Below are 26,603 nucleotides of genomic sequence, written 5' to 3'. Positions count from 1 at the left end.
CAATATCAGCTTCAAAACACTCAGCATTCAGAATTCAAAACTCAGAACTCTTTTACTCGTCTTGCGTAATGCGGCGGTCGCTGCTGTATTTGCCGAGTTTGAAACGTTTCTTTGTTTTCTCTGGCAAGAAGTGAGCGAAAGTATCACCACGAAGTCCGATACGGATAGTTTCGAGTGGAATTACTTCATTTGGAGCAATATTTCCGAGGTTAACATTTGAACCTACCAATTTCACGAAATATACTTGTTGAGATTTCTGTGGTGCCTCCCAAATGATTTTTTCGGCAGGAATGGCATGAATAATTTCATCAACCAAGCCTTGACGTACTTCACCACTACTACGGAAAAGACCGACATTACCTCCTTCACGAGCTTCACCAATTACTTTCCATGCACCTGCATCTAGCTCAGCTTGCATCATTTGAATCCATTTGTAGGGAGCAAAAATCTTTTCGGCATCCTTCGAGCCAACCTCTGAAAGAACCTTAGCACGTTTCGAAAGAATATTGATGTATTTACATTTTTCTTCACTCGAAATTTCAATCGAGCCATCAGAAACCTCTGCATGCTCAAGCCCGTATTGGTCAAGCACACGTAGATAATCTTCAAATTGGTCACGAACCAAGAAAGCTTCAAAGAGCGTTCCCCCGAAATAAACCGGAATACCCGCATCTTGATATACTTTTACTTTATCTTTTAGATTTGGTGTTACGAATGAAGTGGCCCAGCCAAGCTTTACAATATCAATGTGTGGAGCAGAAATATCTAACATATCTTCAACTTCACGGATACTAAGTCCTTTATCCATCACCATTGTTAAGCCTGATTCACGAGGTTTAGTCGTGCGTTTGGGAACATGGTTTAAGCTATAATTATTTATCATCTACTTTACGATTATATGAGAAACATGGGCAAAGATAATGAATTTTGTTGTAAGGGTATATGACAATTTCGGTTTAAGTAGTCAATTCTACATTAGAAAATCTGAAGTATCGCTTTTTTAGTGCGAAACAGCATTTTTTAGCACTGAAAAACAAAAAACCTGTGAAGAAATCTCACAGGTTTTATTAATTTAATATTTTTCAAAACTTAAAATAATTATATTTCATGCAAGTACTTGCCTAAATTCTTAGAGCATATACTTCAAGCGAATCACCTCTTTTTCAGTCAAAAAACGCCATTTACTTCTTGGTAAATCTTTTTTATCGAGGCCAGCATACGTGGTGCGGTCGAGTTTCATGACTTCGTAGCCCAAGCTTTCGAAAATTCTACGTACGATACGGTTTTTACCACTATGAATCTTGATTCCTACTACCTCTGCATCAGGTGTTACAATGGCCAATTCATCAGGTTTAATGAAACCATCTTCCAACTCAATACCATTTGAGATTTTATCAAAATCTTCGTCGCTGATTGGTTTATTTAGCTCTACTTGGTATATTTTCTTGATTTCGTTAGAAGGATGCGAAAGCTTTTCAGCCAATTCGCCATCATTGGTCAATAACAATAAACCCGTCGTATTTCTATCGAGGCGGCCTACTGGGTAAATACGTTCTGGACAAGCGTTTTTTACTAAATCCATCACAGTTTTACGCTCATTTGGGTCTTCAGTAGTCGTGATGAAATCTTTCGGTTTATTCAATAAAACATAAACCAGTTTCTCACGATTCAAGATTTTCTTTCCGTATTTTACAACATCGGTTGGTTTTACTTTATAACCCATTTCGCTCACAACCTTACCATTTACGGTAATTTGCCCAGAAGCAATAAGCTCATCGGCATCACGGCGTGAGGCGATTCCTGCGTTTGAAATATAGCGATTCAATCTGATTAACTCGTCTTTTCCTGCTTCTTTCTCTTCTTTTTGTACTTTGCGTTGTACTTTTTCAGGAAGTCTACTCTTCAAACGCTCTAAGTCATAATTTGGAGCATCGCCTTTTGAAGCATTCGCTTGATTTTCTTTTAATTCGAAACGATTAGGCTTATCTTTTTTGAATGGCTTATAAGGCTCATTTTTCTGAAAACGAGGCTTATCAGGCGAAAAAGCAAACTTACGGTCGTTTGAGGTCGGGCGGCCGCTATCATCTACTTTCTTGAACGGTTTGAATGGACGTTCATCATTAGATGCTTTAGGTCTATCTGAAAATACTTTTCTTTCTCTAACTGGTTGGCTGTCGGCGGTATTATCGCGGCGTTGGAAGTTACGCTCACCACTAAACGATTTACGCTCTGGTTTTTCATCTTTACGCTGAAATGAGCGTTCGCTTGAAAATGTTTTTTTCTCGCCGAAGGGTCTTTTTTTCTCCTCAAACTTAGCTCCACCTTCTTCTCTTTTCTTAAACGAAGGCTTGCTATCAAACTCTCTTCTTTTTTCGCCAAAGCCACTACGTGGGTTTTCTTTTTTGGCGAAAGATTTCTCTCTTTCTTCTGTTCTTGGTCTTTTATTTTTCATTTGACTTTCAGCATCACTGCTGTAATTTATTGATTATCAACCGCAAAGGTACGAATTTGCTTCAACAATAAAAAGAGAAGATGAAAATTTAACACTTAGATTGGCCAAAGAAGAATAACCCCAAGAAACATATTTCCTTGTGAACAAGATGGATATATAAGGTTGAATAGAGGGAAATTGTGGTTGATTAGTTTTTAGCAGGAATTATCCACTGCCAAAAACTAATTAGTCCAAATATTAAATTGGTTTGAAGATTAAATCACGGTAATCTAGCATTGATTTACGGATTACCTCCTGTGCATCTTCACGGCCATAAACATTCGAGATTTCAATAGCATTCTTCTCGTCTGGTAAACTCTTGTAAGTCAAGAAATAGTGTCTCAAACGCGTAATGATAGCTTCAGGCAATTCGCTGATATCAGTATATTTCTGGTAAATTGGGTCAGCAACTAAAACCGCAATAATTTTATCATCAGCTTCACCTTTATCTAATAGACATAGTCCACCAATCGGAATTGCTTGTAATAAAATATCGCCATGAGGAATATGGTGGCTCGATAATACGCAAATATCAAGTGGGTCGCCATCGCCTTCGAGTACTTTGTCAGTTCCACGCTCACGAGCTAATTTCGCTACTTCTTCTCCGCAATAGGTTTGTGGAATAAATCCGTAAAGTGATGGGATGATGTTTGAATACTTTTGTGGACGGTCAATTTTCAAATAACCCGATTCTTTATCAACTTCATACTTAATGGTATCAGAAGGTACGATTTCGACAAATACTGTTACTTTTTCCGGAGCGTTTTCGCCTGCCGAAATCCCGTGCCACGGGTGTGCTTTGTAAACTGGTTTCATGTTCTAATAATTCTAATTTTAAGCAAAGAAACGCAATAATGAAGGATTTGGCAAATGTAAATAACGATATTAACACACAGACAATATAGCTTATATTTTTGCCATAAGTAGTTTTACTTAATTTTAAACGCAACTATAATTTGACTATAAACATTCAAAAATAAAAATTTCGCTAGTAGTTTTTAAAGGTTTCAAAGAATCTGTAAGTTTGAAAAAGAAACATCTTGTATTCTTACAAACATTTACCTAAATTTTATCAATAATTAAAAACACTAATGAAAAAACTGCTCCTTCTGGCTCTTCCGCTTACTACTCTTTGTAGTTTCGGTCAAAGTTCTTTAAAAACTAAAATCAATGCAAAAACCGATGCCATTGATTCAAAGGTAATCACTTGGCGAAGAGATATTCACCAAAACCCAGAATTAGGGAATCGTGAATTTAAAACCGCCGAAAAAATTGCTGCACATCTCAAATCTCTTGGCATTGAAGTTCAAGAAAAAGTAGCATACACGGGTGTTGTTGGAGTATTGAAAGGTGGCAAACCAGGGCCATGTGTATTATTAAGAGCAGATATGGATGCCTTACCTGTAACCGAACGTAACGATTTGCCTTACAAATCAAACGTAGTAACAGAATATAACAATCAAAAAACGGGTGTTATGCACGCTTGCGGACACGATACGCACGTGGCAATTTTAATGGGTGTAGCAGAAGTACTTTCTTCTATGAAAAATGAATTGGCAGGAACGGTTAAGTTTTGTTTCCAACCAGCAGAAGAAGGTGCTCCTGCTGGGGAAGAAGGAGGAGCCTACCTAATGATCAAACAAGGTGTAATGGAAAATCCAAAAGTTGATGTTGCGTTTGGCCTGCACATTAATTCTTTGACTGATGTCGGTCAAATCAGATACCGTTCTGGCCCTGAGATGGCAGCTGCAGATACTTATACCCTTAAAATCAAAGGTAAGCAAACACACGGTGCTAGCCCGTGGAGCGGCATAGACCCCATTACAACTGGCTCACAAATTGTGATGGCATTTCAAACCATCATCAGTCGTAATGTTGATATTACCGATAATCCTGCAATCGTAACGGTTGGAGCTTTTAATTCGGGTATTAGAAGTAATATTATTCCAGAAGAAGCAACATTGATTGGCACGATTCGTACATTTAGTGAGGCACAACAGCAACTTATCCATAGAAGAATGCAGGAAATTGCCACAAATATTGCCGAAAGTGCAGGTGCTACAGCCGATTTAAAAATTAATATCGGTGTTCCTGTTACCTACAATGACCCAACATTGACCGAAAAAATGGTTCCGACACTTACTGCTTTAGCTGGCAAAAGCAATATTTTACAAGCTCCTTTGGCCACTGGTGCAGAAGATTTTAGCTTTTTTGGCAAAAAAGTGCCAGCGTTTTTCTTCTTTTTAGGTGGAAGACCAGTAGGTAGTAAGGTAGCAGCACCACATCATACACCTGATTTTATCATCGATGATAGTGGATTAGGACTTGGCGTAAAGGCATTATGTCATTTAACGGTGGATTATTTCGAGAAGAAATAAATTTAGATTTTTATACGGTTATCCCTGAAAACCCTTCAATCTTCGAAGGGACTTTCAGGGATATTTTTATTTTACACAATTTTCTTTCCTTCGAGTATCAACAATTCCTACAATTTTCCAGCCCTTATCTGTTTTCATCAAGGTAAATACATCTACTCCGCAATGGTTAAATTTATCATTCACGTAAAACTCATACGGAGTCCAAGCCATAGCCATTTCTCCATCAATTTTAATATCATAACTTGTCAGTCTTTCATCTAAAATTACTCCTTCTCGTTTTGTGCCAATTTGTTTGAGCCACATCAAAATTGCATCTTCTTGTAGCTTTACTTCTCCAGTTTTTGTTTTTCCGATTGATTTCAAAAAACACGAAGGATGCAAAACTTCACGTACCATACTTGAATCATTTTTTCGCATACCATCAAAAACTTGATTAATGGCTGCCTTTATTAATTGTTCGTCAGTTTGGGCGAAGAGTTGAGACGCTCCCATGAAGAGTAAAATAGTTAATAGTTTTTTCATAACAATTTTTTTAATGATGATTTAGCCCAAAAATACAAAAAACTATCTATTTAAGTAATTTTTTACTTTCCTTCGCAAACTTCACTATCTCAAGGCTTTAGTCTATTAAGTAATAATTTTATTTATACCTTCATGCAACATTTCTATTTTTTATACATCTAATGATTAAACCATAAACAAAATAGCATGAAAAAACTCTTTGCAATAATCTTATTAATCAATAGCTATAGTTTCGCTCAAGATTACAAACGCTCATTCAACCTACAAAACTTTAACAAACTTGATATGGGTAGTGCCTTCATTATAACAGTCAATCAAGGAAATTCCTATAAAGTTGATATAAGTGGACGAGAAAAGGATGTTAAGGAAATTATTGCTGCAGTGAATAATGGCACGCTAGAACTACATTATCCGTCGAACTGGGGAAGTAATAAAAACCGACACGAAGTTTACGTCAATATTACCATGCCTAAACTAAATGGTGTAGAGTTTTCAGGAGCATCAAAATCGACTGTTACAGGATTTAACAACGATAAAATGTCGATTGAGATTTCAGGGGCATCAGTAGCCAATTTTAGTATCAATGCCGCTGCCTTAAATTTAGATTGCTCTGGGGCTTCAAGTCTTAAAGTTGTCGGAAATGGACAAACCCTAAATGCCGATGTTTCGGGGGCATCAAACATTAACCTATTTGATTTTAAAACCACAACGGCTAATATTGAAGCATCTGGGGCAAGTGATGTAAAAATATTCGTTACGGGGAAACTTATGGCCGATGCCAGTGGAGCAAGTAGCATTCGCTATAAAGGAGCCGCATCTGTTAAATCTAGCACTTCAGGTGCAGGTTCGGTGAAATCGATGAATTAGTATACTTATTCCAAACAAACAAGAGTTAACCTCTTCTGTTTTAGCTGACGAATTAATGAAAAAAAACAAATTTGACCTTAGTCAAACTTAATATTAGACTAAAGTCAAATTTGTTTTTACCTAAACATCCGTCCATTAAAACAGCAATGAATCATTTCTCTAACTAAATTCGGGATGACTCATGTTTGTATTTATTGGATATTTTACTTTAATGAATTTATCCAAGCAGCAATTTTTAAAGCATCGCCTTTCGGTACTTGCGGCATTGGAGCCATTTCGGTAGCATAATCAGGCCAGTTTTTGGGTTGTGGCTTATAGATTAACTCTACAATTTTAGCCTCTGAGTATTTTCTTTTCGCCACATCTTTAAAGGCTGGGCCAACCAAACGTTTATCCGCTTGATGACATGCTACACAAGTGTGTTTTTGAAGCAATGGTTTAACTTCATCGAATGTAGGTACTACTTTTGCCGCAGCAGCGGTTTTCTTTGCATTTACATCATCTGGCGTGGTAAGTTTAACTTCAGTTGTTTTCTCTGTGTTAGTTTTAAGGTTTGTCGGGCGAGGTACAAAACCAGTCATTTTTTCTCCACTCGGAATATTATTTAATGTGTAGAAAGCCAAACTATGCAATAGATTCTTCCCATCAGTATCTTTCAATCCATCGGCTTTTAGTTCGTGAATATAGTATTGACGTAAACCATCAACCAATAATCTTACTTTCATGCCATCTTCTGAAACCTTCAAACCTTTAACCGTCAAGAATTTCTCGTCAACTGTTGGACTACCATAAACAGGGTGGTATTTGTAAGTAAAACTACGAATTTGGTAGCTTTTGAAATCAGCCGCAGTAGCTTTATTTACAGGCTTTGTAAACTCTATTTCAAAACCATCGGGCATGGCTTTCATTGTTTTCATTTCGAAAGGCATTTTACCTGTCCAAACTAAGCGTTCTACACCAGCCGTTGTATTTCCTGCCGAACCCCAACCACGGTTAGTTTCGCCCACAAACATAGAACCATCACCAGCAAAAACCATACGTAAAATTCCAGATTGAAAACCTTCTCTGAAAGGGAAAGCTGCTCCTTGAAACTGCCCGTTTACTTTCTCGAGATAAACACGTGTGATATTACTTTTTCCTTGGTCTCCCACGAAAACTTGTCCAGCAAATGGGCCAAAGCCTCCGTTAGTTTCATCTTTTATAATTTCAGACGTAGAAATCCCTAACACTCCATGTGGCAACCAAACCGCAGGAAGTTTAAGTTCTGGGAAATCTTTTTTCAACTCAAAAAGGTAAGTTCCACGCTCGCTTTCAATATTTTCTGGCTTAATATAATAGCCATTGGCATCTTTATCTTTACGCGGGTTCACTTTAGCATATAATTGCTCAGTTGTAAGTTTTACAGGCGAATTTGGCTCGCTTGTCCAACGTAAACCCGCAGGATGTCCCATGAAATCTCCTTTATTTACTTGAGCAATAAAGCCTGAACCCATCCAATCGCCTTGATTATCTCCGTACCAAAATTCGCCATCAATCATACCAATTCCACACGGCGAACGCATGCCAGTTGCATAAGGCTCTAATTTTCCATCTTCTGAAATCTTCACAGCCCAGCCTCTCCACGGACGACGACTTTCACCTCTCCACCATTCTTCATCTCCAAAAGCCACATTACCAGTTACAATCATCGAACCATCTGGCAAAACTTTTGGTCCGAAAGTATATTCATGGTAATGCCCCGAAATAGGCAAGTTACACACCGTTTCGTAAGCATCAGCACGGCCATCGCCATTTTTATCAGTCAGTTTCGTAAGTTCACCACGTTGAGCACAGTAGAATGAACCATTTTTATAAACTAAACCCAATATTTCGTGCAAACCACTTGCAAATTTACGGTAGTAGGGTGCAGTACCACCAGTCATATTTGGGTTATTAATAATCCAAATATCGCCACGACGAGTTGCCAAAGCCACATCACCAGTAGGCATGGTAGTAATACCTCCTACTTCTAAAAGCATACCCTCAGGAACAGGCAGGGTAATAATACGATAATAGTCGTTTTCGGCCGAATTTTGAGCAAATACGCTCGAAAACGTCATGAGTGAAATAAATATTTTTATGATATTTTTCATAGAGTCTTTTTTATTAAAATACTGTGGGTTTGAATTACCAAATTATCGAATAAGCTACTTTTGCAGCTAATGGAGCAATTAATTCTTGCATACCATTCGATTGGCGAACGCTTACCGTTCCTTCCGTAACTTTGATATAATATTGACCATCAATGATATAAAGACTATCAACTTGCGTAATGGTCTTTGCAGAAGCCAATCTTGCGTATAAATTGGTTGCTGTTCCTTTTACCGAAACTTCACGATTAAACATTTTTCCATCAGCACTTGGAGTTGTTTTGTCCGAAATATTGGCTCCAGCGTAGTCATATTTGAAGGTTGGGTTGCCATTCTCATCTAATTCATAACCTCTAGGACGATAAGTTGCATCTAAATCAGACCATGCAGTTATTGGTGAAGCTAAGCTATTCACCAATGGTTCATCGCCTAAAAGTGTAAGACTTCCCATTGGACGTGAACTACCATCACCACGGTCGTTCCACATTGGCGTAGTATTCAAAAAAGAGCCTTTCCAGATTTGAAATAACGCTCCGTTGTCTAAATCATAAGTATAGTGTAGATTTTCTTTGTTACCTACTGAAACTGCGTGTACAATTCTTTTGTTTTTATTGCCCGAATTGATGTCCATAAACGAACGGAATACCACTGGCTCAGTGCTTGGATTCAAGTAAATGGGCGAAGTTGGATTTCCTACTAATGTTGAGTTTGGCGAGTGCAATGGGTGTTTTCTTACCGTTTCCGACTCAACATAAAGCCCCAACGAAGGTTGTAACCAACCATCAGCTTTCCAATAATATAATTCAAAATCAACTTCCCCTGCTGGTAATTCGATTGATGCTTGGCGTTGTCCGCCAGTTAGCCAGCCATTCTTAAATACATCCTTTCCATTGATGTTCATTTGTGTATTTCCACCATGAACTACTGAAAATGTGTATGTCCCTGCATCTGGCACTTTAATTTTTCCTGCATATTTTACGGCAAATTCATTTTCTGCATTTGAAACCGCCCAGTTCAATAAAGCCCCATTTCCACTTGTTTCAGGCTTGATTTTCTCAATATCAGCTACCGTACGGAAATTTCCTTTATAAACACCAAATTTCAAATCGCTGAAAGTAATCATTTTTTGATTGAAGCTTTTGTATTTGATATTTCTGAATGCTACATTTCCGTGGTCGCCTTGAAAACGAATCGGCCCAGCCGATACCTCATTATCTACTATTGCCCCACGAGTTGGGCCACTTAATTCAACATTTTCATGAATTAAGATACCATTTAAGATAATCGACAAAATTTTGGCATTGCTGATTTTCTTTCCATTAGCATCAAAGCGTGGTGCTTGAAACGAAATCTTAATATTTTGCCATAAACCCGGAGCTTTAGCTACATTTAGGCGTGGAGCAACACCTTCATATCCTTTAGAACCTTCAGGTTTAGACTCGTCCCAACGCTCATAAATACCCCCTAAATCGCTATATTTTGCTGTTTTCTTACCCCAACTATCAAACAACTGAATTTCGTAACGTCCTTGAAGGTAGATTCCCGAGTTCGAACCTTTGGCCATCATAAAATCAAGGTCGAGGTCAAGGTCGCCGTGTTCCATGACAGTCAAAATATCTTTTTCAGTTCCATATTTACCGATTTCATTTTTGCACGATAAAATTCCAGTACCTGGTTGTGTTGTTGTAGAGTTAGTTTGGTCGATACTGGCCGAAATATTTCCAACAATACTCCAGTTTTCTTTGATAGGTCGAAACGCCGACATGTCATTGAGCGGAAGCACTTGTTGGGCGTAGGTCGCACTTGCCCAAAGGCTACAAAAAATTAGTTTTTTAATGATGTTTTGCGTCATTATGCTGGTATTAAAGGTTAAGATTACAAAGATAGAATCAAAAAAGCGATTTAAGGTAGAGTTTTTAAAAAATTTTAATATGTCGAAAGTTGTAATATTTTCTTAGGTTTTGTCGTAAACTTGCATAAAACTATCACAATTTTTGCATTGTGATGCAAATGATTACTCAAACCACTGTACATGAAATCTAATCGTATCATCCTGATTCTGATATTCTTTGCTATCGGCTATTTATTATATTATAAAGACAAAGCAGGCCCAATTGGAGATTTTTGGAAAACAGTAACAGGAGTATTTAATTCAAAGGATAATAACTCGAAAGAAAAAAATCCTTATAAAGCCCCCGAGCCTGACAATGAGGCTACCGCAACCAATATAAAGGAAAAACAAAATACCGAAGAAAATACGGATAAAGGCGATAATTCTTCAATTTTTGATAAAATCAAAGATAAAGTATTCGATACTGATACACAAGAAAACACTTCAGATAACGGAGATATTCCTGACTTTGCTTTTCCTGCTATTAACCGTGGAGATGAAATTATCAAGCATAAAAATTATACACTTCGCTATGAAGAAGACTATGAAGTTCCGGCTTGGGTAGTTCATAAATTACGTGGAGAATACACCACGGGTCATGCCAGTAGAGGGGATAATCAGTTTATTCCTGACCGACAAGTGAAAGATAATTCAGCTCTTTCGGGTGATTATAGTAATTCTGGCTACGACCGTGGCCACATGGTTCCTGCGGGCGATTTTAAATGTTGCCAAGAATTAATGACCGAAACTTTTTACATGAGCAATATTGCTCCACAAGTGCCTGATTTTAATCGTGGGATTTGGGAAAATATTGAAAGTAGGATAAGAGGCTGGGCCGTGCGAGATGAAGAATTATATGTAGTTACGGGTCCTGTACTAAAAAAGGGCTTACCAACCATTGGGCGATATAATAATGTGGCTGTTCCTGAATATTTCTACAAAATTGTATTATTTCATCAGCCAAAAACAGGTAAAAAATCTCGAATGATTGCATTCCTATTACCTAATGAATCTCTACAAGGCAAACGTATGAATAGTTTTGTGGTTTCGGTTGATGAAGTAGAAAAAGCAACAGGACTTGATTTTTTCTCCAAATTACCTGCTGATATTCAAACCAAACTCGAAGCTAATAGCAGTTGGTCGGAGTGGACAAAGATACAATAATACAATAAAGACTTCGCTTAGGCGAAGTCTTTATCTTTCATATCATACGTTTTAAGTAGAAATTAGTAAATCTCAGTTCTCCATTTCTTCTGTAAAAAAACTCTACTTCTTTACCTTCTTTTCGAGATAAAATCTTATAAATATCACTGATAGTGAGATCCTTTACATGTTGATTATTCACAAAAATAAGCTCATCTCCTTCGCGTAATCCCGCTGCGTAAGCTGGCGAACCTTCAATAACTTTATTAACTATATATTGATTAAAATCTAATCCTTTCGCCCTGACGTCCAACCCACTCATATCGTGCTCAAAGGCTTCCTTCATTCTATTTCGAATGGGCTTCAAAATCATATACCCTTCTCGATAATTTAGCGTAACTGTAAATCTACGAAGTAGCTCACAACCAATACTGCCTTGGCGTTTGGTATCATCAGGTGTAAATTTCATACTAAACGATAAACTATCAGGAAACGACGCTAAAATGTTTTTCATCTCCAAACTTCCCATTCTAATTTTATCGACTCTACCTATACTTCCGTTGATTTCACCGTTTAGCCCACGTCCTAAATTGGCTCTCATAACACGGTCGGGTAAACGAATTGGTTCTCTTTCTCCAGCATTTAGCAACAAAGCGTGCCCTGCACCTGTGTCAATAACGAGTCGCATAGGTATTACCTTTTGGTCATTACTTACAATAGCAATCGCATCAGTATAAGGTTTTGACTGCGTCAGTACAATTGGATACTGCGTACCCATTGATTTTTTATACTTAAACTTCTTTGGCTCAGAGATCGTTAGTTTTTTATTCTCAAAATCAATTGTTACTACAAAATTACTGAACAAATCGTGCCCAAAGATACCATGAATAGGTACACCCAAAAATTCAGAAAGTTGTAATACATCTTCATCTAAAACGATTAAACTTTGTTGTCCTGCTACAACGTCGCCAATTCGGATGGTGTGTCCTACTGAAACATTGGCCATCAATGCTTCGCCCTCTCCAGCCCCTGCAACTTTTACCCTTCGCACATACTTTACTCCATGGCTAAGAGCTTTTTTTGGGTCTGTAACAATCGTAGAACTTACACCAGTATCCAATATAAAGTTTAAAGTATCAGAGCCGTCAAGTTGAGCTTTTAATACAATAAGATTAGCGTGAAGGTCGAAGTCAAATTTGGCGATTTTTTGGTGTTTACCAATAAAATGATAACCAAAACGGTCATCTTTTTTTCGTAGTTTCTGAGCAAAAGCTAATTGGCTTATAAGCAACAAGATAGCTATCAGGCGGAGTTTTAGTAGTTTTTCCATAGCTATTTCCCATATAACAGGTTTTTTATAATAACATTTCCATAAATAATATGATTTTTTATTGATTATCAACACAAATGTATATAAAATAGTTTTCGAAAAACCATAATTATCAGCGAAATATTTTACTATCGCCTAATTTTTTTGCAACATATGCTTCAAAATATTTGCTTGGAAGTTTTGAAAAAAAGGACTTCAATCAGGTTGCTATCAAAAAAAAAGATGGTCAATTAACCATCTTCCGTTGTATTCCCGAAGGGAGTCGAACCCATATCATCAGAACCGGAATCTGACATTCTATCCATTGAACTACGGGAACAGGGTTTTCAAACGCAAAGTTATAAAATTTTCTGCATCGGTTAAACCTTTTACACGCTTATATATCAAACGCAACAAAGGCCATGAAAACGAATGCTATGAAAATAAAACGATTTCTTAAAAATTCTCATCAATATATATAAATTTTAGTCCTTTATTAGCGAACATCTAGTTCTCTAATAAAAGGCCTCTAAATCGACATAAAAATATAAGCTGTTTACGACCGCAAAAACCATTACCCTCATTTTTAATAAGGATTAGATAAAAAAGGCGAGTAATACTCGCCTTTTTTACTTACTTAAATATTTCTTTCAGCTCAACTGCTTCTTCAGGTTTCATTCTTCCTGCCAACACTAAACGAAGTTGACGACGACGTAGGGCACCTTCGTAGTATTCAATCTCTTCATCGGTTTCGGGTTCTACTGGCGGTACTTCAATTGGGCGACCCGTTTGGTCAACTGCAACAAAAGTTAAAAATGCTTTGTTAGTATGAATTTTGGTACCTGCTGGAATATTTTCAGCCCAAACTTCTACTACTACCTCCATTGACGAATTGAAGGCACGTGTAACCTTTGCTTGTAAGGTAACGACACTTCCTAAAGGAATGGATTCTTTAAATTGTACATTATCGACCGATGCCGTTACGACAATGCGAGTACAATGTTTCTGGGCGGCAATTGCTCCAGCAATATCGAGCAAACGCATGAGATTTCCACCCATGAGATTCCCGAGAGTATTAGTATCATTCGGAAATACCATTTCGGTCATCACTGTCAGCGACTCTTTGGCTTTCTTTGGTTTTGGCATTTTTTGTTGTTGATGATTTTATTTGCTTAGAAAATTGATAAAAACCTCAAATCCAGCTCGTGGCGGAATTGAGTTATAGCATTTTTCAATAGTTTTTAGGGTAAAATATGGGTCGAAAAGCGTTATATATTCTTCTTTACTTCCCCCGAATGGAGGGCCTCCTTCGAATGCTCTATCAAATAATAAACCAACCAAACGCCCTTGTGGAACAAGCAATTCGGGCATTTTTTTTACATATTCTCCACGAAGTGAGGGGTCTATTGCACAAAAGAAGGTTTGCTCAACAATAAGGTCATATTGGCCAGCATGTTCAAAGAAGTTTTGGTGAATCACACGGCATTTACCTACGGCAATATAATCATGTAATTTTACACTTAAATTTCTGACCAAAACTTCAGAAATATCAATGAGTGTGATATTCGAAAAGCCATTTTCAAGTAGATAAAGTGCTTCATAAGCATTTCCACAGCCCGGAATTAGAATGGCTAATGATTTATCTGTCAACTGGTCGAAGTAGTCTTTTAATGCTGGACTCACACCTCCTAAATCCCAGCCAGTCTGAGATTTTTCGTATCTTTCGCTCCAATATTGGTCGTTGAGCATAATTTTAAAAATTTTCTGCAAAACAACTAACTTCGCTCGAAGAATCCTAAATAGTTTGATTCATTTTGAAGTAAAATCGCCTCATTTTTTACTAAAATTAAGCTTTTACTGTTAATTATAAACTTTCTCGCCTTTATTACACCAAACGCCCCATTTCCAATTGTAAGCATGAATCTTATTGGTTTGCTTACCTGACATATCATATACAGGATTTCCCTGATTTACCCACTCGAAGATACTTCCGTAAAAATTATGCACATTTTTATATCCTGCTTGCATGAGTTTTTCGCCAATTTTTCCACTTCTTACCCCTATCGAGCAATAAACTACGATATTCGCATCCTTGGGAATCGAGGCCACATTTTTTAAACTAAAAGTATCAAAACCCACCCAACGAGCATCTTTTAAATGACTCACTTCATACTCCTTTTTTTCACGGGTATCGAGAAAAACCACAGTTTTCATTTTTTTGATTTCCTCGCAACCTACCGTAGGAACTGCTTTCGTTACCATTACATTCAAAAGGCTATCAAAAGCTTTATTTTTTATTTGTGCATGAGTTGTTTTTGAAAAAAACATAAGCAAAATCAAGAAAGATATTCTGTTCATTTTTAATCTTTTACTGGAATAGAATAGCTGAAAAAGCAATTTTGAATAATTTACTAATGTTCAGCTAGCAAAACTTTATTTATACCAAAATTTTTAACTTTATGTTATCACAACAAACATCTTCATTAAAAAAATCCTAAAAACTCATTAAATAATAAAACATTCGAGCTTTTTTTCTACTTTCGTATTCTATAAACTTCTAAACAATCTTACCAAATTAGATGAAATTCATAAAGTTTTTCGTGAGCTTAATCGCAGCTGCTGGCTTGACTTATGCTCTGAATCGTCCGCTTGGCCAAGTACCCGCACTCGGACGTCTTTTTAGCCCATTTGAGGGCTTTTGGCAAAATGGTGAATCAAAACTTGCTCTTCCCCCAACCAACCTTCAACTTGAAGGCGTAGAAGATGAAGTAAATGTTGTATTCGATGATAACCGAGTGCCCCATGTATTTGCCAAAAACGACCACGATGTATATTTCACTCAAGGCTACCTTATGGCTCATGACCGTTTATGGCAGATGGAATTTTATACGCTCGCCGCCTCTGGCCGATTAAGCGAAGTAGTTGGCGAACGAGCTTTAGAACTCGACCGCTACAATCGCCGAATTGGGATGGCCGATGCTGCCAAGAAAGTATATGAAAATGGCAAGGCCAATAAAACTTTTAATGAAGTACTGGATGCTTATTCGGCAGGTGTAAATGCTTATATTAAACAACTCAAATTCAAAAATCTTCCAGTTGAATACAAAATCATTGGGTATCAGCCAGAAGAGTGGTCTCCTTACAAAACACTCCTAATGATGATGAATATGCGGAATGTTTTGAACGGTGGTAGCGATGATTTCCGCATGAGTAATGCTCTAAATAAATACGGAATGGAAGTAATCAAGGATTTATTCCCGAATTACCCTTCCAACGAGTCGCCAATTATACCTACGGGCACGAAATGGAATTTCACACCAGTTTCCGTACCTGCTCCGCCTGCTCAGATTTCAGCCTCTTCTGGAGCAACAACAAGCGTTGCCTTCAATGAAATACCTTCGCCAACTCCAGAAATTGGTAGTAATAACTGGGCAGTAGGTGGAGAAAAATCAGCCACTGGCTTACCAATTTTAGCCAACGACCCTCACTTACAGCTTACTTTGCCCTCTATTTGGTACCAAATGCAGCTTTGTACGCCAACCATGAATGTCTATGGTGCTTGTTTACCTGGGGCTCCTGGCGTAGTTATTGGTTTTAATAAAGATGTGGCTTGGGGCGTAACAAACGTAGGTTCAGATGTAATGGATTTTTATCAGATTCGTTTCAAAGACAATACCAAGAAAGAATATTGGTACAATGGTGCTTGGAAAGCAACTACTATACGTGTTGAAGAATTTGTGGTGAAAGGTCGTGCTGAATCTATTAAAGATACCGTTTTCAGCACACATCATGGCCCGATAGTTTATCATGTAGCTTCTGATAAGAATTTTAATCAAAATGTCCCTGTTGGGCACGCCATGCGTTGGGTTGCTCACGAAAAAGAAGGTACTGATTTGATGGCTTTTTATTACCTCAATCGAGCAAAAAACTATGATGATTACCGCAAGGCACTTACTTATTATATTGCTCCTGCCCAAAACTTTATCTTTGCTAGTAATGGCAATGATATTTCGATTACACCAAACGGAAAATTACCTATAAAATGGAAAGAACAAGGTAAGTTTATATTAGATGGCTCGAATCCTGCTCACGATTGGCAAGGTTGGATTCCTGTTGAGCAAAATCCTACTGTGAAAAACCCACCAAGAGGTTTTGTGAGTTCGGCTAACCAATTCTCAGCCGACCCTACTTACCCTTATTATTTAGGATGGAGATTTTCTCCTAGCGAACGTGCCATTCGAATCAACGAGCGTCTGGAAAAAATGCAAAAAGCAACAGTTGATAGCCTTCGAATGTTGCAAAATGATAATTTTAATGTCGAAGCTAGAAGGGTTTTGCCAGTTTTGATGAAAATTTTAAGTGAAGATTCGGCAGAAACAAAGAATCCTGCTTATCAGACCTTAGCCAAGTGGAATTTGAGAAACGATGCCAACGAGGTTGGACCAACTATTTTTGAGCGTTGGATAAAGGAACTTCGTTACTGGGTCTTTGAAGATGAGTTTCCGACTAAAGATTTGAAAGCACCAATGATATACCCTTCAAAAAACAGAATGTGGGATATGGTAGAGAAAGAGCCAACTGCTAAATGGTTTGATAATATTTCAACTCCTAATAAGCAAGAAACTCTCAAGGATATTGTAAAACTAAGTTTTAAAGCAAGTATTGATTCATTAACTGCAAAATATGGCTCAATGAACGCTGAAAACTGGGCATGGACCAAAGTAAAAAGCACAGACATTAATCATTTAGGCCGATTAGCAGGCTTTGGTCGACAGGACATTCCGAATGGTGGTGGTGCAGGCATTGTAAATGCAACTACCGAACTCAATGGTCCATCATGGAGAATGGTTGTACAGCTTGATAAAGGCTGGCCAAAAGCCTATGGTCTATACCCTGGTGGACAATCTGGGAATCCTGCGAGTCCATTCTACGATAACATGATTGATAAATGGGCTAAAGGCGAATTGAATGAACTACTTTTCATGAAATCGAAAGACGAAAAGAGTAGCAGAATTACAGGGACAGTTAAAATAATTAAAAAATAGTTCTGAATTTAGACGGGGCCGCCCGTGCGGTTCTGAGTTCTGAGTGAGTTTTCTCGCTATTCTGAATTCAGAACTCTAAACTCAGAACTCAGAACTCTAAAACATGAACTATATTATCATATTAATCGTCAGTGCAATTGCACAATATTTTCTACCGTGGTGGGTGATTGCTCCTATCTCATTTGCGATTGGAGCTTGGAAATCAAAAACTGCGTTTGGAGCTTACATCGCTGCTGCTGGAGCTATGGCCACGCTTTGGGTTGGTTATGCCTTTTTCTTGAATTCAAACAATGAGGGAATCATGCTACAAAAAATTGCTGGTCTATTTTCGGAAAGTATCAAATTCTTGAAAAACCTTCCCGAAACACCTACGTTTTTTATAATTACGGCAATTATTGGCTCACAGGTAGCGGGTTTATCTGCCATCGCAGGGTATCATTTCAGACAATTACTTAAATAAAACCAATAAAATCCCTTCGAATCGGGGGGATTTTTCTATATTTGCGAACTATATTTTTTCTAAAACCATTTAAAAAACAGTAACATTATAGCTTTTTGGGTCGAAGATTTTTGTGTCGTTCACTCCTTAGCTCATTTAATTAAAATTTACTCATGAAAAATTTTTCTATCGTAGTTCTTTTACTTTCAGCGATTATCTGGGGTTGTGACAAATCTTCTTCTACTGCTACATCGGGTGGCAAACAAGTGGCAGGCCGCATTGTTTATGTAAATACCGACACACTTTTAAATCAATACGATTATTACAAAGACGTAGTGAAAGCTTCTGAAAACAAGCGTTATCGCTTAGAAGCTGATATTGCTAATAAAGCACGTAATTTCCAGAATAAAGTAGCGTTCTTCCAACAAAAAGCTCAACAAGGTGGACTTACACAAGAGCAAGGACAAACTGCTCAGGCTCAACTTCAGCAAGAAGAGCAATCAATTATGGCCTACCGCGATAAAGCAGCTCAAGATTTAGCAAAAGAAGAAGCAAAGAAAACTGAAGATATCTTGAATAATATTCAAGCATTTTTGAAAGATTTCAACGCTGGCGATAAGTATGATATGGTAATTGGATACTCGAAAGGTGGTGGTGTATTATACGCTAAAGAAGACTTAGACATTACAAAATCAGTATTGGAAGGCTTAAACAAAAAATACGCTGAAGATAAAAAATCAGGTAAAGTAAAAGCTGATACTACCTCTGCTCCTAAAAAATAAGTAACTGAAAATGGTTCTGACTAAATTCGAATGATATTTACTCAGAACCATTTATTATGATTATATTCTACACTAAAGATTATTACGAAAATGCCTTTAGACCAAACACCTTATTTTGATTACGACGACGACGGAAAGGAATCGGAAGGCAAAGAAATGGGGTTTCTCGACCATCTTGAAGAACTTCGCTGGCACCTCATTCGTGCTGCTGTTTCGATTGTTTTCTTTATGGTTTTCGCTTTTATTTTTATTGGCGATATCTACAACAAAGTTATTTTAGCTCCAGCAAAACCTGATTTTTGGACCTACCGCATGATGTGTAAATTAGGCGATATGGTAGGAGCTCCAGGCTTATGTGTAGAAAAATTGAATTTTGAGTTAATGAGTCGTGAAGTTTCTGGTCAGTTTGTAATGGCCCTTACTTCGGCAGCAATTATTGGTTTAGTATTTGCGTTTCCATACGTTTTCTGGGAAATTTGGCGATTTGTTAAGCCTGGTTTAAAACCTTCAGAGGCTAAGTCGGCTCGTGGTGCGGTATTTTACGTTACGTTTTTGTTTTTTACAGGCGTATCTTTTGGTTATTATATTGTTTCTCCATTGGCAATCAACTTCTTGGTAAATTTCCAAATTGACCCAAGTATCAAAAACCAATTTGACATTGGCTCATATATTTCTATTTTGGCAACCCTTACATTGGCTTGTGGTATTGCATTTCAGCTACCAATTGCCATTTTTGTATTGACCAAAATGGGTGTCATTGGCCCAGAATTTATGCGTACATATCGCCGACACGCGGTAGTAGTTATCTTAATTGTTGCAGCAATTATCACTCCATCACCTGATGTAACGAGTCAGATTTTGGTGGCCTTCCCGCTCTATATTCTTTACGAAATCAGTATTATTATTTCGGCAAGAGAAGAGAAACGAAAATTAGAAGAAGAGAAAGCTTCAGCATAATCAATAAAAAAGCGTAGAATATTTCAAATTCTACGCTTTTTTATTGCTCTGCTAATTATTCTTGTATAAATCTTAATTTTGAGCATTTTACGTTTGAAAGGTTACAAACCTGTCAAACTGTTTTATCCTACAAACCCCACCTTAACATGTGAGCCATCACAATAAGGTTTATTTTTCGACGCCCCGCATCGACACAATGCTGTTGTTTTATATTTTTGGGTCATATTTCCTTCAGCATCTTTAATCGAAATATTTCCATATACCAACAATGGCCCATTTTGAAGGGGCTCGATGATGGTTTCTATATCTACTTCTTGAGCTTCCTCTTCTTTTTTAACATACGATAAAGCACCAGACGGACACTTATCTATTTGCTGCATAATTTGCTCACTATCACCATTTTCAAGTACTATCCAAGGTTTTCTTCGAGGGTCAAATACGCCCGCTAAACCTTTGAAGCATATAGCCGAATGAATACAAATATGTGGCTGCCAAATAACCGTAATATCGTCGTTTGAGTATTTTTTCGTTATTTTCTTTTGTTCTTCCATATATTAAGTTTCGATAATCAAATTTGGCAAAAGTTCGAGACATTCGAAAGACGTTTGAAATAAAAAAAATATCGTTTTTTTATTTTGCCAGTCCAGAATATCACTAATTATTGATTAATTTGTAAAATTATTAGTTTTCTATTCTAGATTTTATTGTTGGTATTATGCGTTTTAGATTGTTAATCGCTCTTTTTTTCCCGTTATTCGTTTTTTCTCAGAGAAATATCGAAGGTAAAGTTTTAGGAGCAGATGATAGAAAACCTTTGATTTTTGCCAATGTGTTTATCAGCAATTCTACTAAAAGCCAACAAACCGACGACAAAGGTCACTTTAAACTCATGAATGTGCCTGCGGGTGTGCTCGACCTCGTGGTAAGCTATGTAGGGTACGAAAAACTTTCCATTCGTATTAAAGCTGATACTCTCCGTAAACCTCTTCTGATACTCCTAAGCCCCGATGCTGTTGCTCTACAAGGTGTTACGATTAAAAGACTAAGGTTAGGTTTCGAAAAATACGGTCAACTATTCTTAGATAACTTTATGGGTCGGACTGAATTTTCGAAGTCGTGTTTTTTGAAAAACCCAAAAGCCCTTTGGTTTTCTTTGAACGATGATGAATCTGAACTAACCATTAGAGCCGACGAGCCTTTAATTATCGAAAACGATGCTTTGGGCTATATTATCAAATATGACCTAGTTGAATTTAAGTATAATTTTTCGCAAGGATATGTGAGTTATTATGGCTACCCTTTGTTTGAAGAAATAGTAACCAAAAATGAAAAAAAACAGCATAAGTGGCTAGTAAATAGGCAAAAAGCCTATTATGGCTCACCTCAACATTTCTTTAAATCAACTATCAACCATGAATGGGAACGCATGGGCTACAGCGTTTATACCATGTATAAAGAAGAAAAACGCTTTTTTATGGTTCCGGTTATTCCTGAAATAAAAGATAGTTTAGGAAATGTTATTCAACGTGCCTCGAAGCAAAAGAAAGAGATTGATTCGACCGAAACTATCATGAGTGCCAACCCTTGGATGCATAAATTATATACCCCGAGGCAATCACCTTACGTAAAATACCTTCATCGCTTACCTTTAGATGAAAATTGTATTATAGAAGTAAAAGACCATATTCCGTACTTAAACTTTGAGCGACAAATATATGTATTCTATGATGGAGAATGTGAAGAACCACAATTTGCCGAGTATGGGAAAAAAGATATTCCCCAAAATTCAATCATCACACTTTTAGAACCTCATATACCTATCGACCCAAGTGGCTATTTGGCCGACCCATTAGCTGTATTATTTGAAGGCCGATGGGGTTACGAAAAAATGGGTGAATTCTTACCTATTGATTATCAGCCATAACTCAAAAAAATATTTTATAAATATTTTGATAAATAATTGAAATATTTTTACATTGCTTTTAGAAAACCTCATTTGACCAAAAGCACTGTGAAATTAGCCGTAATTAAGGAGACGAAGCCATTCGAACGCCGAGTTGCTCTCACACCCGATGTATGTAAACAATTAATCCAAGCAGGATTTGAATGTATAATCGAAAAAGACGCGGGAAAAAGTTCTTATTTTGAAGATACTTCTTTCACCTCCGTAGGAGCTTCAATTGAAACCAATAAATCGGCTTTACTATCTTCTGCCGATGTTGTACTGAAAGTCAATCCATTGACAGTTGAAGAAATTAGTCACCTGAAAAAAGGTGCTGTGGCTATTTCATTTATGTATGCGGCTACCAATCAAGAAATGGTTGAGGCAGCGGCCAAACAGAACATTTCTGCATTTTCAGTCGATGCTATTCCTCGCATTTCAAGAGCCCAGAAAATGGATGCTCTGAGTTCACAGGCAAACTTAGCAGGTTACAAATCGGTCATTATTGGTGCTTATCACTTAGGTAAAATCTTTCCTTTACTCATGACAGCTGCCGGTACAATCAAGCCTGCCAAAATAGTAATCATGGGTGCGGGTGTAGCTGGTTTACAAGCGATTGCCACAGCCAAACGCCTCGGTGCTGTTGTCGAGGTTAGCGATATTCGCCCCGAAACAAAAGAACAGGTTGAATCTTTAGGCGGAAAATTCATTGAAGTCAAAGGTGATGATTCTATCAAAATTGAAGGGGGTTATGTAAAAGGCGTTTCGGAAGATTTCTTAAAAAAACAACAAGAAGTAATAGCCAAACATATCTGCGAGGCAGATTTGGTGATAACTACTGCTCTTATTCCTGGGAAGAAAGCACCTATGTTAATTCCTGAAGATGTCGTAAAAAACATGAAATTTGGTTCTGTCGTTGTCGATATGGCCGTTGAACAAGGCGGAAATTGTGCTTGCAGCGAATTTGGAAAAACCGTCGAAAAACATGGCGTAACGATAGTTGGAGAACCTAATATTCCCTCTTTACTTCCATTAAATGCCAGCGAACTCTACGCCAAAAATATTGCTACTTTCTTAACTCATCTTGCCACAAAGGATGGCTTTAAATGGGAATTGAATGAAGAAATCACGAAAGGTTCATTGATTGTACATAATGGAAGTATATTGAAATAAATTTCGGTAGTTTCGGTAGCATTGCCTGTCCGATACGCTCAACCACCGAAATTTGAACAAAAAAATAGATATAAAATACTAAATTTTCTCTTTTCTTCGGTGTCTGAGCGTAGTCGAAGACATCGAAGAAAAATCAAATAATCAAATGAACGAAATTCTTACTTTCCTCGGCGAAAATATGCAGATGATATACATCATTATCTTATCTGTCTTTGTTGGTGTAGAGGTAATCGGAAAAGTACCAGCTGTACTTCATACGCCTCTGATGAGTGGTGCCAATGCGATACATGGTGTTGTAATCGTGGGAGCTATCATCGTAATGCTCAATACTCCAGCCGATAATCTACTTTCTTTAGCCTTAGGGTTTGTGGCGGTTGTGCTCGGCACACTCAATGTTGTCGGAGGATTTGCTGTTACCGATAGAATGTTAGAAATGTTTAAAAAGAAAAAATAACCCTTCCTTCCCTTCGGCAATTCCATTGTGGCTACGCTCAGGGAGCGAAAACTAATAAGGCAAGTTGTCTTCTCGAAACTCATGGAAATAAAATATATCCTCGAAATCATTTATCTAATTGCCTCAGTGACTTTTGTCATCGGTCTTAAAATGCTTAGTCATCCTGACACAGCTCGTAAGGGAAACCTCTATGCTGCTTTTGGAATGACATTGGCCATTATTGGAACAATTTTCTTATATAATCACCCCGATGGCTATACAAGTCGAGAGCCAGTAAAAATCATCTTAATTTTAGCGGCTATTGGTGTTGGTACAATTGCTGGTTGGATAACTGCACGACGAGTACAGATGACCAAAATGCCCGAACTTGTATCATTATTCAATGGTATGGGTGGAGCCTGTGCTGCTCTCATTGGCTTAATGGAATATGAGCATAATCTGGGCAAAACAGGTGCTTTGGCCACAATTATTGCGGGTCTTATTATTGGTTCTGTTTCATTTAGCGGAAGTATTATCGCTTTCCTGAAACTCAATGAAACCATGAAAAAACCAATCAGAATCTCTTCATACAACATTCTGAATACGGCAATAATGATTGCCTTAATTCTATTTGGAGCATACATCGTTTACGCACAACCTGAGCATCTTTTCTTGGTAGTTTTATTATTTATTTGTGCCTTGATTTATGGCGTTTTATTTGTGATTCCGATTGGAGGTGCAGATATGCCAGTAGTTATTTCTTTACTTAATTCATTTACTGGATTAGCTGCTGCTTTTGGTGGATTTTTATATCAAAATCAAGTCATGCTTACGGGTGGTATTTTAGTAGGTTCGGCAGGAACAATCCTTACATTGGCCATGTGTAAAGCCATGAATCGCCCATTAAGTAATGTCATCTTCGGAGCATTCGGTGGCGGAGCTGCTGCTAGTGGTGGCACTGACGTAAAAGGCTCAATCAAAGATATTTCGATTTCGGACACAGCTATTCTTATGAATTACGCCAAGAAAGTGGTTATTGTCCCTGGCTATGGCTTGGCAGTTGCACAAGCTCAACACGTGATTCACGAATTAGAGCAATTATTGGAAGAAAGAGGCGTTGAAGTAGTCTATGCCATTCACCCTGTGGCGGGTCGTATGCCCGGCCATATGAACGTTCTTTTAGCAGAAAGTAATGTTTCTTATGATAAACTCGTAGAGATGGAGGATATCAACCCACAATTTGCCACAACTGATGTAGTTTTGGTTGTTGGAGCAAATGATGTGGTAAATCCAGCGGCTAAAACTGACCCATCCTCGCCTATCTTTGGAATGCCAATTTTAGATGTAGAAAATGCTACTAACGTAATTGTGAATAAGCGAAGTATGAATGCTGGTTATGCAGGTATTGATAACCTTCTTTTCTATCAACCAAAAACAAGCATGCTTTTTGGTGATGCCAAAGGAGTTTTATCAAAATTGGTAAGTGAGTTGAAGCAGATGTAAGATTATGCTTGGCTCTGCGAAGTTTCCAACTTCGCGGAGGCGTTATGTCATCTTCTGATGACAATTTGCTGTGATAAGAAAATGAAAGAAGAAGGTTACAATATAAGAGACCAAAGATTACCTCATTTTATGACCTTTACTGTTGTAGATTGGGTTGACGTTTTTTCTCGAAAAAACTATCGGGATTTGATTTTAGAAAGCTTTGATTATTGCCGAAAGGAAAAAGGAATCATTCTGAATGCTTATGTAATTATGAGTAATCATATTCATGTGGTAATGGGGTCGAAAAATGAGCGTTTATCAGATTTAGTAAGAGATTTCAAAAAGTTTACAGCAAAAAACTGCATAAACTTAATTAAAACTGAACCCGAAAGCAGAAAAGATTGGATGCTAAAACGATTTGAATTTGCAGCTCGGAGTCATAGCAGAAATGATACTCATCAGTTTTGGAAATACGGCAGCCACTCCGAAGAAATATTTACTGAAAACTTCATGTGGACAAAGTTAGAATATATTCACTTAAATCCAGTTAGAGCAGGCATTGTCGAAAAAGCATCTGACTATTTATATTCAAGTGCAAGAAATTATGTAGGTAAAAAAGGGCTTATTGACATCGATTTAGTTGAACCTAAGTTTTTAATGCAATTAAAGAGTCAAACTTTGGGAGTCTTATGTGATTTATTTGCTCTGCGAAGTTTGAAACTTCGTAGGTGTGTACCGCCATCTCCTGATGGCAACTCATAAACAATATTTATTCATCGGAGATGAATAAACGCCCGTGCGAAGTTACAAACTTCGCACAGCTAACAAACACAGCTTACAAACTTGTATTAAATTAACAAAAAACTATATAATAATTGCCACTTTAAATATTTAACAAAATAATATTTGGCAATACTTTTTAAATTTAAGTAGTTTTACCTACTGATTTCAATTTAAACCTATTCAATCATTGGAACCAACAAATGTACACGACCCAGAATATTACCATAAGGTCGTAGATTGCCAGTATGCTTGCCCTGCACATACACCCGTGCCTGAATACATCAGGCTTATTGCTGCTGAAAAATACACCGAAGCCTACATGGTCAATTGGGAATCTAATGTTTTCCCGGGTGTTTTAGGTCGTACCTGCGACCGCCCTTGCGAACCAGCATGTCGCCGTGGTAGAGTTGATGAAGAACCTGTAGCCATTTGTCGCTTGAAGCGTGTAGCTGCCGATAATAAAGGCGATATATCGCATTTACTTCCTAAAATTCCTTCTAAAGGCAATGGTAAACGTATCGCTCTAATTGGAGCAGGGCCTGCATCTTTAACCGTTGCTCGTGATTTAGCACCTTTAGGCTATGAAATTCACGTTTTTGATGAACAAATCAAAGGTGGTGGTATGATGCGTAGTCAGATTCCTTCTTTCCGTTTACCCGAATCTGTATTAGATGAAGAAGTAAACAACATCTTGAATTTAGGCATTCATCAACATTTCAAAACCTACGTTTCGAGTTTAAAAAGTGTTTTAAATGATGGATATGACGCTGTTTTCATTGGCACAGGAGCTCCTCGTGGACGTGATTTATCAAATCTCCCAGGTCGTGCTGAAGG

Annotated in this window: 24 protein-coding genes and 1 tRNA gene; 13 read left to right on the top strand and 12 right to left on the bottom strand. The window is 37.6% G+C overall.

All coding sequences use genetic code 11. From position 1 onward, the window contains the following. Nucleotides 1-52: 52 nt before the first annotated feature. The 3 genes from A6M55_RS14400 to A6M55_RS14390 all read right to left on the bottom strand — a co-directional run bounded on the left by A6M55_RS14400 (nt 53) and on the right by A6M55_RS14390 (nt 3,307). The gene (locus A6M55_RS14400; RefSeq protein WP_015029239.1) at nt 53-883 is read right to left on the bottom strand and encodes a phosphosulfolactate synthase; all 831 of its coding nucleotides are present in this window, start codon (nt 881-883) and stop codon (nt 53-55) included. A gap of 246 nt (nt 884-1,129) precedes the next feature. Continuing rightward, the gene (locus tag A6M55_RS14395; protein WP_064198277.1) at nt 1,130-2,452 is read right to left on the bottom strand and encodes a pseudouridine synthase; all 1,323 of its coding nucleotides are present in this window, start codon (nt 2,450-2,452) and stop codon (nt 1,130-1,132) included. 237 nt (nt 2,453-2,689) lie between these two features. Beyond that, nucleotides 2,690-3,307 (bottom strand): inorganic pyrophosphatase, encoded by a 618-nt coding sequence (locus A6M55_RS14390; protein WP_015029237.1) that lies wholly within the window; start codon nt 3,305-3,307, stop codon nt 2,690-2,692. A gap of 275 nt (nt 3,308-3,582) precedes the next feature. Here A6M55_RS14390 and A6M55_RS14385 point away from each other — a divergent pair, with 275 nt between their 5' ends. Beyond that, nucleotides 3,583-4,869 carry an amidohydrolase gene (locus A6M55_RS14385; RefSeq protein WP_015029236.1) on the top strand — a complete coding sequence of 429 codons (1,287 nt, stop codon included), beginning with the start codon at nt 3,583-3,585 and terminating at the stop codon, nt 4,867-4,869. Between the two features lie 66 nt (nt 4,870-4,935). Here the strand turns inward: A6M55_RS14385 and A6M55_RS14380 are convergent, their stop codons facing one another. After that, nucleotides 4,936-5,391: a nuclear transport factor 2 family protein gene (locus tag A6M55_RS14380; protein WP_064198276.1), complete on the bottom strand. Its 456-nt coding sequence runs from the start codon at nt 5,389-5,391 to the stop codon at nt 4,936-4,938. Between the two features lie 186 nt (nt 5,392-5,577). Between A6M55_RS14380 and A6M55_RS14375 the strand changes: the two genes are divergently transcribed. Beyond that, nucleotides 5,578-6,258 (top strand): head GIN domain-containing protein, encoded by a 681-nt coding sequence (locus A6M55_RS14375; protein ID WP_064198275.1) that lies wholly within the window; start codon nt 5,578-5,580, stop codon nt 6,256-6,258. Between the two features lie 203 nt (nt 6,259-6,461). On the opposite strand, the gene A6M55_RS14370 is transcribed toward A6M55_RS14375, so the two are convergent. Further along, entirely contained in the window at nt 6,462-8,390 is a 1,929-nt protein-coding gene (locus tag A6M55_RS14370) for a c-type cytochrome (RefSeq protein ID WP_064198274.1), read from the bottom strand. A 34-nt stretch (nt 8,391-8,424) separates the two neighbouring features. Next, complete coding sequence (locus tag A6M55_RS14365) at nt 8,425-10,239, bottom strand: family 16 glycoside hydrolase (protein WP_064198273.1); 1,815 nt, start codon at nt 10,237-10,239, stop codon at nt 8,425-8,427. Nucleotides 10,240-10,419: 180 nt separating this feature from the next. On the opposite strand from A6M55_RS14365, the gene A6M55_RS14360 reads away from it, so the two are divergent. Further along, a complete protein-coding gene (locus tag A6M55_RS14360) occupies nt 10,420-11,442 on the top strand; it encodes a DNA/RNA non-specific endonuclease (protein ID WP_064198272.1) in 1,023 nt (340 codons plus the stop codon). Nucleotides 11,443-11,479: 37 nt separating this feature from the next. Here the strand turns inward: A6M55_RS14360 and A6M55_RS14355 are convergent, their stop codons facing one another. The 5 genes from A6M55_RS14355 to A6M55_RS14335 all read right to left on the bottom strand — a co-directional run bounded on the left by A6M55_RS14355 (nt 11,480) and on the right by A6M55_RS14335 (nt 15,088). After that, nucleotides 11,480-12,751 (bottom strand): aspartyl protease family protein, encoded by a 1,272-nt coding sequence (locus tag A6M55_RS14355; RefSeq protein ID WP_064198271.1) that lies wholly within the window; start codon nt 12,749-12,751, stop codon nt 11,480-11,482. A 247-nt stretch (nt 12,752-12,998) separates the two neighbouring features. After that, nucleotides 12,999-13,070: transfer RNA gene (locus A6M55_RS14350), tRNA-Arg, on the bottom strand. A gap of 293 nt (nt 13,071-13,363) precedes the next feature. Further along, a complete protein-coding gene (locus A6M55_RS14345) occupies nt 13,364-13,876 on the bottom strand; it encodes an acyl-CoA thioesterase (protein ID WP_015029229.1) in 513 nt (170 codons plus the stop codon). A gap of 18 nt (nt 13,877-13,894) precedes the next feature. Next, nucleotides 13,895-14,479, bottom strand: coding sequence for a methyltransferase domain-containing protein (locus A6M55_RS14340; RefSeq protein WP_015029228.1), 585 nt, complete (start codon nt 14,477-14,479; stop codon nt 13,895-13,897). Between the two features lie 111 nt (nt 14,480-14,590). Then, on the bottom strand, nt 14,591-15,088 hold the full coding sequence (locus A6M55_RS14335; RefSeq protein WP_015029227.1) for a rhodanese-like domain-containing protein: 498 nt from the start codon (nt 15,086-15,088) through the stop codon (nt 14,591-14,593). Nucleotides 15,089-15,309: 221 nt separating this feature from the next. Between A6M55_RS14335 and A6M55_RS14330 the strand changes: the two genes are divergently transcribed. From A6M55_RS14330 to tatC, 4 genes are all read left to right on the top strand, one after another. After that, entirely contained in the window at nt 15,310-17,775 is a 2,466-nt protein-coding gene (locus tag A6M55_RS14330) for a penicillin acylase family protein (RefSeq protein ID WP_064198270.1), read from the top strand. A 103-nt stretch (nt 17,776-17,878) separates the two neighbouring features. Continuing rightward, nucleotides 17,879-18,235 carry a hypothetical protein gene (locus tag A6M55_RS14325; RefSeq protein ID WP_064198269.1) on the top strand — a complete coding sequence of 119 codons (357 nt, stop codon included), beginning with the start codon at nt 17,879-17,881 and terminating at the stop codon, nt 18,233-18,235. Between the two features lie 152 nt (nt 18,236-18,387). Beyond that, complete coding sequence (locus A6M55_RS14320) at nt 18,388-18,996, top strand: OmpH family outer membrane protein (RefSeq protein WP_015029224.1); 609 nt, start codon at nt 18,388-18,390, stop codon at nt 18,994-18,996. A 90-nt stretch (nt 18,997-19,086) separates the two neighbouring features. Continuing rightward, complete coding sequence (gene tatC / locus A6M55_RS14315) at nt 19,087-19,953, top strand: twin-arginine translocase subunit TatC (protein WP_015029223.1); 867 nt, start codon at nt 19,087-19,089, stop codon at nt 19,951-19,953. A gap of 122 nt (nt 19,954-20,075) precedes the next feature. Here the strand turns inward: tatC and A6M55_RS14310 are convergent, their stop codons facing one another. Then, nucleotides 20,076-20,504 (bottom strand): (4Fe-4S)-binding protein, encoded by a 429-nt coding sequence (locus A6M55_RS14310; RefSeq protein ID WP_015029222.1) that lies wholly within the window; start codon nt 20,502-20,504, stop codon nt 20,076-20,078. 176 nt (nt 20,505-20,680) lie between these two features. Between A6M55_RS14310 and A6M55_RS14305 the strand changes: the two genes are divergently transcribed. The 6 genes from A6M55_RS14305 to A6M55_RS14280 form a co-directional block, all read left to right on the top strand. Then, entirely contained in the window at nt 20,681-21,877 is a 1,197-nt protein-coding gene (locus A6M55_RS14305) for a carboxypeptidase-like regulatory domain-containing protein (protein WP_197491714.1), read from the top strand. An 87-nt stretch (nt 21,878-21,964) separates the two neighbouring features. Continuing rightward, a complete protein-coding gene (locus A6M55_RS14300) occupies nt 21,965-23,068 on the top strand; it encodes a Re/Si-specific NAD(P)(+) transhydrogenase subunit alpha (RefSeq protein WP_064198286.1) in 1,104 nt (367 codons plus the stop codon). Nucleotides 23,069-23,213: 145 nt separating this feature from the next. Continuing rightward, nucleotides 23,214-23,522, top strand: coding sequence for an NAD(P) transhydrogenase subunit alpha (locus A6M55_RS14295; protein WP_015029219.1), 309 nt, complete (start codon nt 23,214-23,216; stop codon nt 23,520-23,522). Between the two features lie 81 nt (nt 23,523-23,603). Continuing rightward, the gene (locus A6M55_RS14290) at nt 23,604-25,004 is read left to right on the top strand and encodes an NAD(P)(+) transhydrogenase (Re/Si-specific) subunit beta (RefSeq protein ID WP_015029218.1); all 1,401 of its coding nucleotides are present in this window, start codon (nt 23,604-23,606) and stop codon (nt 25,002-25,004) included. Between the two features lie 81 nt (nt 25,005-25,085). Next, nucleotides 25,086-25,748, top strand: a complete 663-nt coding sequence (locus tag A6M55_RS14285) for an REP-associated tyrosine transposase (protein WP_064198267.1) — start codon at nt 25,086-25,088, stop codon at nt 25,746-25,748. A 208-nt stretch (nt 25,749-25,956) separates the two neighbouring features. Further along, nucleotides 25,957-26,603, top strand: a 647-nt coding sequence (locus A6M55_RS14280; RefSeq protein WP_156511072.1) for an NAD(P)-binding protein, incomplete at its 3' end; no start/stop codon positions are given.

Source organism: Emticicia sp. MM, from assembly GCF_001649495.1.
Note: the sequence above shows the minus strand (reverse complement) of the source record. Positions and strands in the feature narration are given on the sequence as shown.